We start from the raw sequence: 17,654 nt of genomic DNA on the forward strand, positions 1-17,654 counted from the left end.
GCGGGGCGGTCTGCTGCTGGAGCCGTCAGTTCCCGGTCTCGATGCTGTTCGCCGACTGCGAGTTGTAGTCGGACTGCTTGTCGTGGTTGTCGGCCGCTTGCTGGCCCTTCTCGGTGGTCAGGTTGAACAGCTTGCTGAGCGAGTCGAGCATCCCGGTGATGTTGCTGTTCAGGTTCTTGGCCTCCTTCTTGATGGACCGGGCGGTCTCGTCGTCGTTGCCAGCGGCCACCTGCAGCTCAGCGTCCATCCCCTCCCAGATCTCGCAGGCCTTCTTGAGGGCCATCTCGGAGGAGCCGAGCGCGGCGAACTTCTGCTTCAGGTCGACCGGGATGGCGATGATCTCGTTGTCACCTGCCATTGCGGTTGCTCTCCTTCAGCCAGGACGAGGCCTCCTGCTGCATGTCCAGCAGCGGGGCCAGGAAGTCGCCCCACGGCGACTCGTCGCGGAACTGCTTGCGCAGCTCGGCGGTGTCGCCCAGGTGCGGCCGGATCGCCTCGTTGATCTCCGATTGCAGCTGCCGCTGGGCCTCGGACACGATCTTCACGATCGCCGCGGCCAGCTCGGCCTTGGGCATCGAGCGGTACCGCTCGTCGTGGAACTCCAGTTTGGACAGTTCACCGCCGACGCCGACCGTCGCCGTCACCATCCGGTCCTTGGAGCGCACCGAGGCGGTCCGCTTGGACAGGTCGTCCTCGACCCGCTGCAGCTCCTCGCGCTGCTTGTTCAGCTCGGCGAGCGTCTCGTCGAGCTGCGACTGCAAGCTGCCGAAGTTCATCCCGTGCTCCTCACATCCGGTGACCGCGCCGCGCGGAGCATGCGATTTCAATGGAGGTCGGACGTCCGATCTCCATTGAAATCGCGAATCCCCACGGTCGGTCGGCTGATCGTCAGCGGCCGATGGGACCGGTGAAGCCGTGCGCGACTCCCCAGGTCTCCTCTTCCTCCTGCAACCAGGTGCTCGACTGCCGCTTCTGCTCGTTCTGGCCGCCCGCGCCACCGCCCATCGCCGGCGGCGGCATCATCGGCTGCTGGCCGTTCTGCCCGCCGCGGCCGAGGCCGGAGGTCTCGGTGGCCATCGAGAACGGCTTGCTCAGCTTCTCGTTGAGCGCCGAGCTGTTCATCGTGGCCCGCTTCATCGGGTCGCTGATCTCGCCGGGCGACAAGGCGAACTTCTTGCCCACGCCGGGGTTGTTGAGCGCGAGCTTGTTGTGGTTCACCGCATCGGGGACGGTGATCGGCTTGCCGCCGGGCCCGAAGATCATCCGGCCGTTCTGGTCCAGCATGTGCCCGGTCGGGCTGAGGTAGGACCCGCGCGGCCCGTACAGCGGGTTGCCGTTGGAGTCCGTGTACTGGCTGCCGTTGGGGTTGAGCATGGCGGTGTTGGGCTTGATCGAGGAGCCCTCCGGCACCACCAGCGGCTTGCCGTCCGGGCCGAGCACCTTCGTGCCGTCCGGCTTGGTGATGGTCCCGTCGGGGTTGATCGTGGACCCGTTGGGCACCGAGAGCGGAGTGCCGTCGGGGCCGCGCACGAGCTCGCCGTCGGGCGTGAAGATGGAGCTCTGGCCGAACCCGTCCGGACCGCCTCCCAACCCGTTGCCCGACGAGTTCAGGCCGGAGGTGATCGGCCCTCCCCCGAGCCCGTGCGGCACGGGCCCGCCTGCGAACTGGTCGTCGCCGTTGCCGCTGGTCAGGCCCAGCGTTTCCGACGTGCTCCCGCCGAGCCCGTTGTTCTCGTCCAGCCCGTCGAGTTCCGGGGCGTCGACGTCGGTGTCCCCGCCGGTCAGGTCCGCGTCCGGCCCGGTGCCCCCGTTGAGCTCCGAGGTCTCCGGACCGCCGCCCTCCCCGCCGAGCTCGTTCTGCAGACCTCCCGCGCCGCCCTGGTCCTTCAAGTTATCCAGGCCGTCCTGGTTCTGCAGATCGTTCTGCGACTGCAGGTCCTGCAGCTCCTGCTTCTGCTGGTCCTGCTGCTCCTTCAGGGAGTCCTGCAGGTTCTTCTGCTGGTCGCCGTACTGCTTCTTGAAGTCGTCGAGCTGCTTCTGCAGTTCGTTCTGCTGCGCGTTGTGAGTGGACGCGAACGGCTCGATCTTCGGGTCGGCGTTGATCCGGTTGGCCGTGGTCTGCAGGTTCTGCACCAACGGGCCGTGGTAGGTGTTCGGCGGCGGATCGAGGTGCCCGGCGAAGTGCCCCAGCCAGAGGTCCTTCGCGGCTCGCTCGATGTTGCCGCGCAGGTTCTCCTCCCAGGAATCGCGGATCTCGAAGTCGCCCCAGCTCGTGTGGATCGTCTTGACCTGGAGGTTCTCGAAAATGTTCGGCCGCTCGACCGTGACTCCCCGCACGTTGTCGTTGAAAGCCCTCTGCACGGCCGCCGCGGGCGACATCAGATTGCTGTTGTGATCCCGCCACGAGATGAACCCCTGGAGCATCTCCGCGACTTCTTGGAAGTACTTGTCCCGGCTCTCCGCCAAGGAGTTGAGCATGACCGGGTCGCCGATGGTCTCGGCGAACTTCTGCAGCGACCTGCTGCCGTTCTGCAGCATGCTCTGGAACGACTTCGCGGTCTCGCCCTTGAAGTTGCTGTTGGACTCGACGTTCTTGGCCTCCTCGGCGAACCTGTCGGCCCACCTCTGCATGGTGTTGGCAGCGTTGGTCAACGAGTTGATGGCGTTGGTGAAGCTCGGGAAGCTGAGCACCTGGTTCTGGTTCGGGCTGCCGACGAGGGGATCGAGGACGGTCCCGCCCACGCTCAGGATCTTCGCCCACGGGCCGCTGGGGTTGTCGAACTCCGGCCAGTTCAACTTCACGCCGACCCGAGCCCCGCCACCCGCTTTGACATCGCTCGCCGCAACCGCCACGATGTCGAACCCGGACGTGCCCCTGTCCTTCGTGGAACTCTGCTTGCCGGTGTAGTCCCAGTCCTTGGACACACCCTCGGCGGAGTTGTCGTAGTCCACTGCCAATATCCACTGCTTCGCGGTCAGCTCGCCGCGCTTGGTGACAGCGGTTTCCGCAAAGGTGTCCAGCACATCTTCCCAGGGCATCGCCCAGAACCTCCGTGATTTTCCCGGGCCGTGCGCCGCGCCTCCGGCCGGTTCGCCAAGACCGGCCGGAGGCCGGTTTCAGAAGGTGACGGGGGTGGTTTCCGCCTTCTTCGAGTTCTCGTCCGTCGTGGTCTCGACGTTCTGGTCAACGGTGTCGAGCTTCTGGCTCAGTTCGACCAACGTCTTGTTCGCGAACTCCATCACCTGCGTGGTGAGGGCCTCCCGGCACCGCTTGAACTGCTCCGCGACGCGCTTGCCCTGTTCCGTCTTCCCGGCGAGGATGTCGAAGGTGCCCTGGAGGGCGATGATGTCCTTGTCACCGGTGAGCTCCAGGCGGCACTCCTCGAACAACTTGCGGTACGCGTCCGTCGCGGACTTGTCGTGGGCGATCTCAGCCATGGTCCACCGACCGCCTAGAAGCCTGCGGCGTTCTTGTAGTCGATGTCGATCTGGCCGTCGCTCATGTCCTGCAGGATCATGGTGGCCTTGCCGAAGGCGTCCTTCATCTGGTCCTTGCCCGTGGTCACCTTGTCCTGGGCAGCGAGCCAGGCGTTCTTCCACTCACCCGAGGAAGCCGCGCCCAGTCCGTTGACGTCGACGATCACCTGGTCGATCAGCTGCTGCATCTCGTTGTGCTGCCGGTTGAACTCCCCCAGGAGAGCCCTGACCTTGGCGGTGTTGATGTACAGACTCATGTTTCGCTCATTCCTCAGCTCTTGGGGGAAAGCACCGTGTACGACGAGTTCCCGGACACGTCGAGGCTGTTGGCCAGTCCGGAGTTCTGGTCGGACATGCCGCTGACGTTCTTCTGCGTCACCCCGAGCTGGTTCACGATCAGCTCGAACTGCTTGCGCACGGCGTCGTAGTTGGCGACCCACTCCTGGATCTTGCGGCCGAAGATCTTGGTCTCGTCGCCGTTGTAGGCGGTCATGAGCTCGGCTTCGAAGCCCGAGACCGTGGTCGCGATCTTGGCCATCTGGCCGAGGTGCTCGTGGAAGGCCTGGAGCTTCTGCTGATGTACCTGGTCATTCAGCTCGATGAATGGCGTGGTCAAGACTCACTCCTGGGATTTCTGGTCCGAAAAGCACTGCTGGACAACAACGAAACTAGAACCGGCACCCGCTCCCGGCCACATCCCAGAACAGGGACGTGGCCGGGTGTTTCAGCACTGCGCGGGCGTTACCGGCGGCAGTTCGGTCACCGGCAGACCGGCCTTCGCCGGGTCCAGCGCCGGGCCGGTGGGCAGCTGGTCGACGAGCATCGCGGGCATCGCCACCGCGGCCGTCGCGTAGCCGAGCCTGCCCGCCACGTCGCTGGACGGAACCGGGTACTTCACGCCGTTGTCGGCCACCAGGTACAGCGTCGGCGTGGGCACGTCCCCGGAGGGCAGCACCGAGACCAGCACGCCGCTGCCCGGCACGACGCCCACCCGGTCCGGGCGCGGGCAGGACACGGTGATCCCCGGTTGCGGGACGACCGGGTTCGCGGTGTCGGTGAGCTCCTTCGGCAGCAGGGACACGCTCGTCGACACCGGCGGGCCGGGTTCGGTGGCCACGCACAGCGCCTGCTCGTCGTCCTGCACCAGCACCGGCGGCGCGTCCGGGAAGGCCCCGTTCCGGGTCAGCTCGCTCTTGGCCGCCGACGGCGCACCGTTGGCCGTGAGGTCCTTGGCACCGATCCGCCGCGGTTCCACCGGCTGCCCGCCGTAGGCGGCCGCCTGCGTGCGCGGATCACCGCTGATCAGCTTGAACAGCGTGTCGGTGAGCGGCACCAGCCCGGCCTTGGTCAGCAGGTACGGCTCGCCCGAGGCGTCCTGGAACAGCTGTCCGATCACGCTCGGCGCACCGGCCAGCTGCGGCCCGGCCTCGCCGCGGCCGTCGATCTCCGGGGCGACGAGGTCCGGCCCGGTGGGCAGCGCGTTGAGGAATCCGGCGGGCACCGCGATCGGGTCGGTGGTGCCGTAGCCGAGGGCGGCCGGGCCTGCCGAGGCCACGTCCATCCGCAGCTTGTGCCCGGACCACACCAGGAAAACCGTGCCGTCCGGGCCCGCCACCAGCGCGCCGTCGGTGGCCGTCAGCGGCTCGCCGTCGAACTCGCCGACCAGCATCGCGAAATCGCGCCCGCCCGGCGCGGGCGAGGCGCAGGACAGCCACGGGTCGCTGCTCAGCGCGTTGAGCGTGGGCAGGCCGTCCGGCGCACCGGGGATGCCGATCGGCAGCCCGCGCGGCGTCCCGGCCAGCGAGTTCGCCGACACGGTGTGCACCTGCATCTCCGCGCCGGCCAGCAGCCGCGCCGAGGCCTGGTTGAGCACCGGGTGCAGCACGCCGTTGACGTACTGCCACCGCGCGCCGGTCTCCTTCTCCACCACGACCGCGCCCGCCACCTGCCAGGACGTCGCGCCGCCGGGCTTGATCAGCCCGAACAGGAAGGTCCCGAGCCCGAGCAGGACCGACACGACGACACCGATGACGATGCCGCGCGAAGTCCGCCGCTGCGGCGTGTCCGGAATATCCGGATCGGCCCGCAGCATCCCGGCGCTGAGCCGTCCCATGACGAACATGTGCGCCTGAACCTGATCCCGACGCGACTGCACACTCCCACGCCCTTACGAATCTCGTGAACATTGAGGACGATCCACCCCACGAGCACGAACTGGAATCACCGACTAGCCGTTGAAGGCCCGGATCCAGCCGAAGACGCCCAGCACCGTGAGCATCAGGGGGATCAGGCTCACCGCCAGGACCACGTGCAGGATGTCGGCCGCGCGTCCCCAATACGGGACGAGGCGGTTGCCCGGGACCGTCCAGCCCGCGACCATCAGCGCCGTGCCCACCAGGGCCACGCCCGCGAACACCAGCAGCCGGCCGAACAGATCCTGCATCGACAGCGCCAGCACCAGGACGGTGCAGCCGAGCAGCCCGGGCAGCACCACCGAGAGCCGGTGCCAGATGCCGCCCACGTCGCGCCCGTGCAGCAGCAGGATCGCGCTGAGCACGCCGGCCATCGTGTAGGTCGCCCAGTGCGGTTCGGTGAGCAGGCCGACGACCGCCGTCATGCACACCGCGCCCACCGCCAGGTACAGCGAGGTCATGTACCGGTCGGCGATCGCGGCGCGCTCCAGCACGTGGCGGCTCGCGTGCGGGTCGATGCCCTCCTGCAGCTGGTCGGCGTTCGTCGGCAGCGGCGGCATCTTCAGCCCGGCGACCCGGAACGACAGGCCGGGCACGAACGCGCCGAACAGCACCGCGATCAGCGCGGTGGCCGACACCGCCTCGGCCAGCGTGCCCGTCAGCAGCGACAACAACGCCGTGATCAAGCCGAAAGCGCAGGTCACCAGCACGCCGAGGAAGGCGTGCGGGTGCGTTCCGGAGGCGGCCAGCGCCAGCACCGCGCCACCCGCGGCGGTCGCCGACGCGGCCAGCAGCACCGCCATCCCGGACGCCTCGGGGCCCGGCGCGAGGAAGCCCGCCAGCGCGAAGTAGGGCACCGCAGCGAGACCGAACGCCGTGCCCGCCATGGCATCGCCGACGGCCCGGGAAGCCGATCCGGACGCGGCCAGCAGCAACATCGCCACCACCCCGGAGGCGATCGCGCGCACCAGCGAGTCGCCGGGCAGCAGCAGACCGAGCCAGATGATCCCCGCCGCGACCAGCGTCGAGGCGTGCAGCAACCGCTTGGTGGCGGCCGGTTTCCAGGACCAGGGCCGGTCCTGCATGCCCGTGGCGACGCCGTCCACGAGGTCGTCGAAGTGCACCGCGGGCATGGCTTCCTGCCGCGAACGCAGGTAGAGCGTCTCCCCGTCCTGCAGCCCGAGGGCCTCCGGGGTCGACTCCTCGTCCAGCGGTTCGCCGCCCACGGCCTGCAGCACCCAGCCGCCGTGCTCCAGCCCGGCCTCTTCGACCTGGCTGCCCGCGTAGCTGATGATGGTCGGCATCAGGTCGATCAGCGGCACGTCCGTGGGCACCGCGAGATCGAAGTTCCGATCAGGCGCCCGGATGGACAGTCGGCACAGACCCGCGACTGCGCTGGTGCTCACGCCGGTTCACGCTCCCTTTTCCCGCAAGGAATTCGAAAAAGAGCGGCGGCGCCGGGCACCGGACCCATGCTTCGGATGCCCGACGCCGCCACACGAAATGCCTCGATCGCCGGGGGACAGTTGCTTTCGAGGCCGGAACGGCGGCGCTGCAGTAGGTTCATCTCGGCCGTCGTCCTGGGAAAACCATAGGGCCTGGCACGGCAATCGCGCTGTCGCCGATTTACGTGACCTGAAAATCCCCGGTCCTCAGTGGAATTCTTCTCCCGTCACAGTTTTCCCCAGCGGGAAGGGAATCCGCGTGAGCGTCACGCTGTTCCGCCGTCCTGAACGGCAATCCGGGCCGCCGATGCCGTCCGGCGAGCTGACCCTCCAGGAACCGCCGGAGCTGCCCGAGGTCCAGGGCGGGTTCTCCGGGATGATCACCTACCTGCCGATGGCGCTGAGTTCGCTGGCGATGGTGATGATCTTCCTCCGGCCCGGCATGGGCGGTGGCGGCACCATCATGTACTTCGCGATGGGCATGATGGTGCTCGCCGCGCTCGGCATGCTCGCCGCGAACTTCCTGCGCGCCGCCTCGGAGCGCAAGCGCGAGATGACCGGCGCCCGCCGCGACTACCTCCGCTACCTCGGCCAGGTGCGCCGCCAGGTGCGCAAGACGGTGGTGGCGCAGCGCCACGCGCAGCGCTGGCGGCATCCCGACCCGAGCGCGGCGTGGTCGCTGGTCGGCACCTCCCGGTTGTGGGAGGTGCGGCCGGACCACCCGGACTTCGGCGAGGTCCGCCTGGCCGTCGGCGACCAGCAGCTCGGCACCACGATCGCGCAGCCGACCACCAAGCCGATCGAGGACCTGGAACCGCTTTCCGCGCACGCGCTGCGCCGCTTCATCCGCGCCTACTCCACGGTCCCGGACCAGCCGGTCCCGGTGTACCTGCGCGCCTACGCCCGGGTGCTGCTGCGCGGCGACCTCGACGCCGCGCGCGGCATGGTGCGCTCGATGATCGCGCAGCTGGCCGTGCTGCACGCGCCGCAGGACCTGCGCATCGTGGTGCTGGGCCGGGAGCTGCAGGAGTGGCAGTGGACCAAGTGGCTGCCGCACTGCCTGCACCCCACCGACACCGACGGCGCGGGCCCGGTCCGGCTGGCCGCCGAGACCGTCGGCGAGCTGGAGGGCCTGCTCGGCGAGGACCTGGCCGGCCGCCCGTTCTTCGACCGCGACGCTATGCCCACCCGCGACGAGCCCTACGTCGTGGTGATCCTCGACGGCGCGCAGCCCGCCACCAGCAGCCGGATGGCCACCAACGGCTACCGCAACGCCACGGTGATCGACCTCGGCGGCTCGCTGGACTGGCAGAACGATCCCCGCACGCTGCTGCTGCAGGTCACCCCCGACAGCGTCGACCTGGTGCGGATCGGGCGGGCGGGCAAGGAGGAGACCTCCCCGATCGGCAGGCCCGACTTCCTCAGCCAGCTGCGCGCCGATTCGCTGGCCCGGCTGCTCTCGCCCTACCGGCTGGCCATCTCCACCGACACGACCGAGCCGCTGGCCGCCGACTTCGAGCTCACCACGCTGCTCAACATCGGCGACCTGCGCACCCACGACCTGGCCAAGACGCAGGCCAGGCGGGCCTCCGGCGGCGCTCGGCTGCGGGTGCCGATCGGCGTCACCGGCGACGGATCGCCGATCGAGCTGGACATCAAGGAATCCGCGCAGGGCGGGCAGGGCCCGCACGGCATGCTCATCGGCGCCACCGGTTCCGGCAAGTCCGAGCTGCTGCGCACCCTGGTGCTCGCGCTGGCGCTGACGCACTCCTCGGAGACGCTGAACTTCGTGCTCGTCGACTTCAAGGGCGGCGCGACGTTCCTCGGCCTGGACGAGCTGCCGCACACCTCGGCGGTCATCACCAACCTCGCCGACGAGGCCTCGCTGGTGGAGCGCATGAAGGACGCGCTGCACGGCGAGCTGGTCCGCCGCCAGGAACTGCTGCGCAAGGCGGGCAACTACAGCTCGGTCACCGAGTACGAGAAGGCCCGCGCCGAAGGCGCCGACCTCGACCCGCTGCCGACCCTGTTCGTGGTGGTCGACGAGTTCAGCGAGCTGCTGGCCGCGCACCGCGAGTTCATGGACCTGTTCGTGATGATCGGCCGCCTCGGCCGAAGCCTCTCGGTGCACCTGCTGCTGGCCTCCCAGCGGCTGGACGAGGGCCGCATGCACCAGCTCGAATCGCACCTGTCCTACCGGATCGGCCTGCGCACCTTCTCCGCGATGGAGAGCCGCGGCGTGCTGGGCGTTCCGGACGCCCACCAGCTGCCCTCGCAGCCCGGCGCGGGATACCTCAAGACCGATGTGGACACCCTGACCCGCTTCAAGGCCGCCTACGTCTCGGGCGCCTACCGGCAGGCCCGGCGGGAGATCCGGCAGGCCGTGGTGGCCCGGCAGATCGTGCCCTACAGCACCTCCTACGTCCCGCAGCGCGAACTGCCGATGCCCGAGGAACCGGAGGTGCCGCAGGAGGACAGCGGCGAGTCGCTGCTCGAAGTCGCCGTGCAGCGGCTGCACGACTCCGGCCCGCCGGCGCACCGCGTCTGGCTGCCGCCGCTGGAGGTCTCGCCGACGCTGGAGCAGATGCTGCCGCAGCTGAGCGTCGACCCGGAGCGCGGTCTGAGCACTGTGGACGCTGCCGAGCGCACCCTGCAGGTGCAGCTGGGCATCATCGACCGGCCCTTCGAGCAGCGGCACGAACCGCTGCTGGCGGACCTGTCCGGAGCGGGCGGGCACGTGCTGATCACCGGCGGCCCGCAGAGCGGCAAGAGCACCCTGCTGGCCACCCTGATCACCGCGCTCGCCCTCACCCACACCCCGCGCGAGGTGCAGTTCTACTGCCTGGACTTCGGCGGCGGCATGCTCTCCTCGCTGGCCGGTCTGCCGCACGTCGGCGGCGTCACCGGCCGCCTGGACACCGAGCGGATGATGCGCACCATCAACCAGGTCAACGCCCTGCTGGAGGAGCGCGAGCAGAAGTTCGCCGAGTGGGGCGTGGACTCGATGGGCACCTACCGGCGGCGGCGCGCGAAGGGCGAGTTCGCCGACGAGCCCTACGGCGACGTGTTCCTGGTGGTGGACGGCTGGACCACGATCCGCCAGGACTTCATGGACCTGGTCGCGCAGTTCACCCTGCTCGCCACCCGCGGCCTGAACTACGGCATCCACGTGGTGATCGCGGGCAGCCGCCCGGGCGAGGTCGCCGCCGGGCTGCGCGACCAGCTGACCACCCGGTTCGAGCTGCGGCTCGGCGACCCGGTCGAGTCGGCGATCAACATGCGCGCCGCCGGGACGGTCCCGAAGATCCCGGGCCGCGGCCTCACCGACGACCAGGCGCACTTCCTCGCCGGCGTGCCCCGGTTGGACGGCCCCGGCGAAACGGCGGAGGGCACCCAGGAGCTGATCACCACCATCGCGTCGGCCTGGCACGGCCCGGCCGCGCCGCGGGTGAAGATGCTGCCCGCCGTCCTCGACGTCACCGAGCTGCCCGCCGCGACCGGTCAGCTGCGGGTGCCGCTCGGCCTGTCCGGCGAGGACATCGAGCCGCTGTGGCACGACTTCACCCAGCACCCGCACCTGCTGATCGCGGGCGACGACTCCACCGGCAAGACGAACCTGCTCAAGCACGTCGCCGCCGCGGTCGCCCGCCAGTACACCCCGCAGGAAGCGCGGATCACCTTCGTGGACTTCCGCCGCGAGCTGTTCGACGTGGTGCCGGAGGAGTACCGGCTCGGCTACGCCGTCTCCAAGGACCTCGTGCGGGAAGCGGTGATGGGCTCGTCCCGCGCGATGCGGGAACGCCTGCCCGGCCCGGAGATCAGCCCGGACCAGCTCGGCAAGCGCGACTGGTGGAGCGGCCCGGAGCTGTTCCTGATCGTCGACGACTACGACATGCTCGGCGCCGACCAGGGCGACAACCCGTTCCTGCCGATCCTCGACTGCCTCGCGCAGGGCCACGAGATCGGCCTGCACCTGATCGTCGCCCGCAGCGCCAACGGCCTCTCCCGCGCCATGTACGACCCGCTGGTGCGGCGGATGCTGGAGGTCAACACGCCGGGCGCGCTGCTGTCCTGCCCGCCGTCGGAGGGCCAGGCGTTCCACGACGCCAAGCCGCGCAAGCTCCCCCCGGGCCGCGCGCAGTACATCACCCGGCGCAAGACGGTCCTGCTGCAAACCCCGCTGCTCAAGGCGGGATGAGGCGGCCGGTTCCGCGGGAAGCCCGCACTTCCCGCGGAACCGGCCCAGCAGTTCAACCGGTTGCGCGCGCACCGGTTAGGCTCTGAACCGGTCGGCTTGATCGGAGGCGTGCGGTGGACATCGGACCGTCCGGTGCGCAGCGACGGCACCGGGTGCTGGTGGTCGAAGACGATCCGATGATGGCCGAGGTCATCGCCAGCTACCTCAACCACGCCGGGATGCTGGTGGCGGTGGCCGCCGACGGCGTGATGGCGCTGGACGGCTTCCAGGCGTTCAACCCGGATCTGGTGATCCTGGACCGGATGCTGCCCCGGCTGGACGGCACCCACGTCTGCCGCAAGCTGCGCGAGCAGAGCTCGGTGCCGATCATCCTCGTCACGGCCCTGGGCGAGCAGGACGACCGCATCCACGGCCTGGAACTCGGCGCGGACGACTACGTCACGAAGCCCTTCAGCCCGCGCGAACTGGTCCTCCGCGCTCAAGCACTGCTCCGCCGCTCGGCGGGGAGCACCCCGCAACCGCAGCCCGCACCGCAAACCCGCCAGGTGCAAGACCTGGTCATGGACCTGACGACCCGTCAGGTCACCAAAGCCGGAAAGCCGCTGCGCTTCACCGGCCGCGAGCGAGACCTGCTGGACTTCTTCTTCGACCACCCCGGCGAGACCTTCCGCAAGGACGAGCTGATGCAGCGCGTCTGGCAGTGGAAGGTCGGCGACTCCTCGATGATCAGCGTCTACGTCCGCCGCCTCCGCGAGAAGATCGAAACGGACCCGGCCAACCCGACGATCATCAACACGATCTGGGGAGTCGGCTACCGCTTCGGCCCGGCCTCCTGACGGCCCCCGCTAGCGGTTCTCCAGCATGCTGTCGAGACGCGCGCGCAGCAGCGGCCGACCGAGGTCGGCGTAGGCGCGGGCCCACAGGGGGTGGAGATCCGGGAGGCGCTCGACGTCGTCGTGGTAGGCGGCGGTGAGCCCCAGGAGAGCGCTCGCCGGGCAGCCGACGTCGAGCATCCGCGCGGCATCGGCCAGGATGTCGTCCGTTTCACCGGTGAAGGCCGGGATCTCGTCGGCGAAGGCGTCCTCCGGTGCGAGAACGCCGATACCGATGCCCGCCGGGTCGGGTTCGTGGCGCCAGCCGGTGGGAGGCGCGAGATCGAGCGGGATCTCCGCGTCGCTGCCGTCCGGGTTGATCCCGTGCTCCGGAGTCGGGTGGATGCCGAGTTCGGCGGCCAGCCGCACCACCTGGGCGCGACGGCGCTCCCCTCCGCCGCGCAGCGCGAGGGCGAGCAGGAAGGTGAGCCCCTCCGAGGTGTTCCGGCCGACGATGCCCGGGTTCTTGTGGCCGAAGGAGGCAACGGGGTGGTCGGTGCGCCCGAGTTCCGGTGCGGGAACCACCCATCCGACGCAGGTGCCGTTGCCCAGGTCCGCGAACGGGAGGAGTTCGGGGACGGACATGAACGGCACGTGGTGCCTGCGGAACGCCTCTCCCGCGTAGCAGTACTCCCAGCCCGGGGGCGCGAGCGGCACCTCGCACAGCTCGAACGGCAGGGCGGGGCTGGTCTGCACGCGGGGAGCGTCGTACAGGCCCTCCTCGTACAGGTCCGTCGCGAGAAAGCCCTCCTCCCAGGCGATGTCGATCACCTTGGCGAGCGCCGGCGGGGTGGGGAACGGAAACAGGTCGTCGGTCCAGCGCGGTGGTGTCGTCATGAGCGGGGAGTGTCGCAGCCGCGCCCGACAGCCGGTGGTGCGCGCCGGTCAGGTGAGACCGGCGGGGAGGCGGGTGGTGAAGCGGCAGCCGTCGGTCACCTGGTCTACGCGGACGTCGCCGCCGTGGGCGCGGATCAGGCCGCGGGTGATCGCCAGGCCGCTGTCGGCCGGTTCCGCCGCCAGGTCGAGCTCGGCGATGCCGCCGCAGCCGTCGACCACGATCACCTCGATCTCATCGCCCGACACCACCGCCGTCACCGTCACCGGTTCGCCGGGCACCGTGTGGCGGACCGCGTGCATCACCAGGTTCGCCAGCGCCCGGGTCGTCACCGCGACGTCCACCAGCACCGGGTCGGTCGCGCTGTCCAGGCCGACGCCGTGCAGCCGCACGCCGCGCTCCAGCGCGACCGGAAGTGCCGATGCGAGCGCGGAATCCAGCAGGTCGGCGAGCCTGGCCGGAGTCCGCTGCACGCTGTCGACCTGCAGGCGGGCCAGTTCGAAGAGGTCGCTGGTGACGCGGTTCAGGCGCTGCGCGCCGCCGATCAGGCTGTCCAGGTAGCGCTCGGGTTCCTGCGCCACGCCGTCCTTCAGGGCCTCGGCGGCGCCGCGGATGTTGGCCAGCGGGGTGCGCAGCTCGTGGGAGATGGCGGTGATCAGCTCACGTTGCGCGCGCCGGAGGTCGGCTCGCTCGTGCTCGGCTTCGATCAGCGCGTTGCTGGTCGCGGTGAGCTCTTGGCGCAGCCAGCGCACTTCCGGGGTCGCTCGGCGGCGCGACCAGTAGCCCAGCAGCCAGCCCGTCGCGCTCGACGCCACGCATGCCGCGACCAGACCCCTGCTCACCCTGGCCACGTTCGGTCACCCCTAGTGCGTTCGCCGAGTTCGGGCGGCTTCGGTGCCCTCCGATTCGTCCGTTCCATTTAACCTCCCGGCAACCACGCGCGGGCAGTCCCATGAATAGGGGTCTGCGGGCTACGTAGTTGGGACTACAGCGACCGGGGCATTCCGGGCAGGCTGGGAACACCGTTTCAACTCGAGCGATTCCGGGTTCGCGCCCGGACGCGCGGTGGCTGGAGGAGTATCTGTGGCGCGGCCTGTGCTTTCCGTTCGAGCCGAGGGATCCGACGGGCACCGGACCATTGCGGCGGCGTTGGAGCAGGCCCGCCCCGGCTCGGTCATCTCGGTGCACCCCGGCCGCTACCAGGAGAACCTGGTGATCACCAAGGTGGTCACCATCATCGCGGCCGAGGGCTCGCGGACCGTCGAGCTGTCCCCGGTGCGGGGCAGCGCGGTGCGCGTGGTGTCCGAAGCCGTTCAGCTCAGCGGGTTGGTGCTGCGCGGCCGGGATCCCGAACTGCCCACTGTGGACGTTCCGCGCGGGCAGGCGGCGATGGACGACTGCGAGGTGACCGGTTCGGCCTGGACCGCGGTGCTGGCCCGCGAATCCGGTTCGCTGGCGATGCGGGACTGCCGGGTCACCAACGCGGCGGGCGCCGGGATCGTGGACACCTCCGAGGCCGGCAGCGTCGTCGAGGACTGCGTGATCGAGCACCTGGGCAGCTCGGCGATCGTGATCAGCGACCGCGCCGCGCCCACCATCCGCCGCTGCGTGCTGCGCGATAGCCGCGGCAACGGCGTCTGCGCGAACGCCGACTCGCGCGGCACCGTGGAGGACTGCCAGATCTCCCGCACCGACAAGCCCGCGATCGCGCTGGAGGCCAACAGCAGCACCACCATCCGCGGCACCTCGGTCAAGGACGTGGCCATCGGCGCCTACGTGCACAGCCAGGGCCGCCCGACGCTGCGGGACTGCTCGTTCACCGGCACCCGCGAGCACGGCGTGGTGGTGCTGGGCGGCAGCGAACCGGTGCTCACCGGCTGCCGCATCGGCCGCACCAAGGCCAACGGCCTGCTGATCACCGACAAGGCCAAGGGCAGCTACGAGGAACTGCGGATCTTCGGCACCCGCAAGGCCGCCATCGAGGTCGGCGAGCTGGCCGGGCCGATCTTCCGCGACACCTCGGTGCGCGACTGCGCGGCGGACGGCGTGGTGCTCACCGAGGAGTCGGTCGCCGAGTTCGAGCGGCTGGAGGTGCACGACGTCGAGGGCACCGGGATCACCGTGCGCGCCGGGGCGAACCCGATGCTGCGCCGGATCACCGTGCAGGACGTCCGCGGCGACGGCATCGCGGTGTTCGGCGGCGGGCACGGCAGGCTGGAGGACGTCGAGATCGGCGAGGTCACGCGCACCGGCCTGCGCATCGGCGAGGACGCCGACCCGACCGCGGACCGCGCGGTGATCCGGGCGGCGACCGGCGTGGCCGTCGAGCAGGGCGGCACCGGGCTGCTCCGGGAGTGCGAGATCCGCGACTGCACCGGCGACGGCGTCACCGTCGCCGACCACGCGGACCTGACCCTGCTGCGCAGCAAGATCGTCAAGAACGACGGGCACGGCGTGCTGGTGCACGACGGCGGCCGCGCCACCCTGGAGGACTGCGAGCTGGTCGACAACACCCGCGACGGCGTCCGGGTGGAGAGCACCGAGCACGTCGCGGTCACCAACTGCACCGCGACCGGCAACGGCGGCGCGGGCGTGCACACGCCGGACAGCTCCCGGCTGGAGATCGAGAACCTGGACAGCCGGGACAACGCCGGAACCAGCGACGCGGAGGCCGGGCCGCTCACCGAACTCGCCGCCCTGGTCGGGCTGGACGGGGTCAAGCAGCAGGTCACGACCCTGGTGAACCTCACCGAGATGGCCAAGCGGCGGGAAGCGGCCGGGCTGCCCGCGCTGCCGATGAGCCGCCACCTGATCTTCGCCGGGCCGCCCGGCACCGGCAAGACCACGGTGGCCCGCCTCTACGGCGAGATCCTCGCCTCGCTCGGCGCGCTGCGCAGCGGGCACCTGGTGGAGGTGGCCCGCGCCGACCTGGTCGCCCAGATCGTCGGCGGCACCGCGATCAAGACCACCGAGGCGTTCAACAAGGCCCTCGGCGGCGTGCTGTTCATCGACGAGGCCTACACGCTGAACGCGCAGGAGGGCGGCGGGCCCGACTTCGGCCGCGAAGCGGTGGACACGCTGGTGAAGCTGATGGAGGACCACCGCGACGACGTGGTGGTCATCGCCGCCGGGTACTCCGAGCAGATGGACGGCTTCCTGGCCTCCAACCCCGGCCTGGCGTCCCGCTTCAACCGCACCGTCGAGTTCGAGAACTACGCGGTGCCCGAGCTGGTCACCATCGTGGAACGGATGTGCGAGGCGCACAGCTACTCGCTCGGCGAGGGCACCCACCAGGCGCTGGAGCGGCACTTCGGCCGGATGCACCGCGGCCCCGACTTCGGCAACGGCCGCGCCGCCCGCAAGCTGTTCGAGGAGATGATCGACCGGCAGGCGGTCCGGCTCGCCGGGCAGCCCGACGCCGACCAGGACGAGCTGTCCCGCATGCTGCCCGCCGACATCGGCGCGGAACCCGAGGCCGCCGAGCCGGACAAGCCCTCGGCGCTGACCCGGCTGCGGGAGATGACCGGCATCCCGTCGGTGAAGTCGGCGGTCGAGGACCTGGTGAACCTGCTGGCGGCGAACCGGCAGCGCGCCGCGGCCGGCCTGCCGACGCCGAAGATCAGCCACCACCTGGTGTTCGCCGGCCCGCCCGGCACCGGCAAGACCACGGTGGCCCGCCTCTACGGCGAGGTGCTCGCCGACCTGGAGGTGCTGCCGACCGGCCAGCTCGTCGAGGTCAGCCGCGCCGACCTCGTCGGCAAGTACATCGGGCACACCGCGCAGCTCACCCGCGACGCCTTCGAGCGGGCCCGCGGCGGCGTGCTGTTCATCGACGAGGCCTACGCGCTGACCTCGGCCGGTGGCAACGACTTCGGCCGCGAGGCGATCGACACGCTGGTGAAGCTGATGGAGGACCACCGCGACGAAGTGGTGGTGATCGTGGCGGGCTACCCGGCGGAGATGCAGGACTTCCTGGCCACGAACCCGGGACTGGGCTCGCGGTTCTCCCGCCACGTCGAGTTCACCGACTACACCCCGGCGGAACTGGCCGACATCTTCGACCGCAGCGCCCGCACCAACGGCTACGAGTGCGGCGAGGACGTCCTAGCGGCGCTGCGCCGCCACCTCGAGGAGATGCCGCGGGACCGCAGCTTCGGCAACGCCCGCTACGCCCGCCAGCTGCTGGAGTCCACGATGACCCGCCAAGCGGGCCGCCTCAGCACCCTGCCCAACCCGACCCTGGAAGACCTCCGCAACATCCACCCAGAAGACCTCCCGCTCTGACCACCAACACACCACGGCGCGTCCCCCCCAACACACCGAAACCACGCAATTTCAATTGAAATCTCACGTCAAATTTCAATTGAAATTGCACACCACCCCGGCACCGAGCCCCGGCGCACGCCACAGGGCGCCGGAGCCCGGAGCCCGATGCCCGGTGCCCGGTGCCCGGTGCCCGGTGCCCGGTGCCCGGTGCCCGGTGCCCGGAGATCGTGATCAGTCGGTGGTGGTCGTAGTCGCCGGTGTTCGGGGATCGTGGCCAGCACCGGGCGCCGGAGCCCGGAGTCGTGGCCAGCGCCGGGCGCCGGAGCCCGGAGTCGTGGCCAGTGGCCGGTGCTCGGAGAGCTCGACACC

Annotated in this window: 13 protein-coding genes; 3 read left to right on the forward strand and 10 right to left on the reverse strand. The window is 70.1% G+C overall.

What is annotated here, in order from left to right:
• Positions 1-25 precede the first annotated feature (25 nt).
• The 8 genes from C4T78_RS26545 to eccD form a co-directional block, all read right to left on the reverse strand.
• Positions 26-358, reverse strand: a complete 333-nt coding sequence (locus C4T78_RS26545) for a hypothetical protein (protein WP_093354457.1) — start codon at positions 356-358, stop codon at positions 26-28.
• A complete protein-coding gene (locus tag C4T78_RS26550; protein WP_093354460.1) occupies positions 348-776 on the reverse strand; it encodes a YbaB/EbfC family nucleoid-associated protein in 429 nt (142 codons plus the stop codon). Before C4T78_RS26550 ends, C4T78_RS26545 begins: the two co-directional genes overlap by 11 nt.
• A gap of 112 nt (positions 777-888) precedes the next feature.
• On the reverse strand, positions 889-3,039 hold the full coding sequence (locus C4T78_RS26555; protein WP_093354462.1) for a hypothetical protein: 2,151 nt from the start codon (positions 3,037-3,039) through the stop codon (positions 889-891).
• 78 nt (positions 3,040-3,117) lie between these two features.
• The gene (locus C4T78_RS26560) at positions 3,118-3,438 is read right to left on the reverse strand and encodes a hypothetical protein (protein WP_093354465.1); all 321 of its coding nucleotides are present in this window, start codon (positions 3,436-3,438) and stop codon (positions 3,118-3,120) included.
• Between the two features lie 14 nt (positions 3,439-3,452).
• Complete coding sequence (locus C4T78_RS26565; protein WP_093354467.1) at positions 3,453-3,734, reverse strand: WXG100 family type VII secretion target; 282 nt, start codon at positions 3,732-3,734, stop codon at positions 3,453-3,455.
• A gap of 14 nt (positions 3,735-3,748) precedes the next feature.
• Positions 3,749-4,093, reverse strand: a complete 345-nt coding sequence (locus C4T78_RS26570; RefSeq protein WP_093354470.1) for a hypothetical protein — start codon at positions 4,091-4,093, stop codon at positions 3,749-3,751.
• A gap of 108 nt (positions 4,094-4,201) precedes the next feature.
• On the reverse strand, positions 4,202-5,632 hold the full coding sequence (gene eccB, locus C4T78_RS26575; RefSeq protein WP_258958361.1) for a type VII secretion protein EccB: 1,431 nt from the start codon (positions 5,630-5,632) through the stop codon (positions 4,202-4,204).
• 72 nt (positions 5,633-5,704) lie between these two features.
• A complete protein-coding gene (gene eccD / locus C4T78_RS26580; RefSeq protein ID WP_093354475.1) occupies positions 5,705-7,075 on the reverse strand; it encodes a type VII secretion integral membrane protein EccD in 1,371 nt (456 codons plus the stop codon).
• A gap of 298 nt (positions 7,076-7,373) precedes the next feature.
• Here eccD and eccCa point away from each other — a divergent pair, with 298 nt between their 5' ends.
• Together eccCa and C4T78_RS26590 are read left to right on the forward strand one after the other, a co-directional pair.
• Entirely contained in the window at positions 7,374-11,312 is a 3,939-nt protein-coding gene (gene eccCa / locus C4T78_RS26585) for a type VII secretion protein EccCa (RefSeq protein ID WP_218161626.1), read from the forward strand.
• Positions 11,313-11,425: 113 nt separating this feature from the next.
• On the forward strand, positions 11,426-12,148 hold the full coding sequence (locus tag C4T78_RS26590; RefSeq protein WP_258958362.1) for a response regulator transcription factor: 723 nt from the start codon (positions 11,426-11,428) through the stop codon (positions 12,146-12,148).
• Positions 12,149-12,157: 9 nt separating this feature from the next.
• On the opposite strand, the gene C4T78_RS26595 is transcribed toward C4T78_RS26590, so the two are convergent.
• Together C4T78_RS26595 and C4T78_RS26600 are read right to left on the reverse strand one after the other, a co-directional pair.
• Positions 12,158-13,021, reverse strand: a complete 864-nt coding sequence (locus C4T78_RS26595; RefSeq protein WP_093354479.1) for a hypothetical protein — start codon at positions 13,019-13,021, stop codon at positions 12,158-12,160.
• A gap of 48 nt (positions 13,022-13,069) precedes the next feature.
• Entirely contained in the window at positions 13,070-13,861 is a 792-nt protein-coding gene (locus C4T78_RS26600; RefSeq protein WP_177247651.1) for a sensor histidine kinase, read from the reverse strand.
• A gap of 241 nt (positions 13,862-14,102) precedes the next feature.
• Here C4T78_RS26600 and C4T78_RS26605 point away from each other — a divergent pair, with 241 nt between their 5' ends.
• Positions 14,103-17,303 carry a right-handed parallel beta-helix repeat-containing protein gene (locus C4T78_RS26605; protein ID WP_093354483.1) on the forward strand — a complete coding sequence of 1,067 codons (3,201 nt, stop codon included), beginning with the start codon at positions 14,103-14,105 and terminating at the stop codon, positions 17,301-17,303.
• Positions 17,304-17,654: the final 351 nt, after the last annotated feature.

Origin of the sequence: Saccharopolyspora kobensis (assembly GCF_900108315.1) — a bacterium.
Classification (GTDB): Bacteria; Actinomycetota; Actinomycetes; order Mycobacteriales; family Pseudonocardiaceae; genus Saccharopolyspora; species Saccharopolyspora kobensis.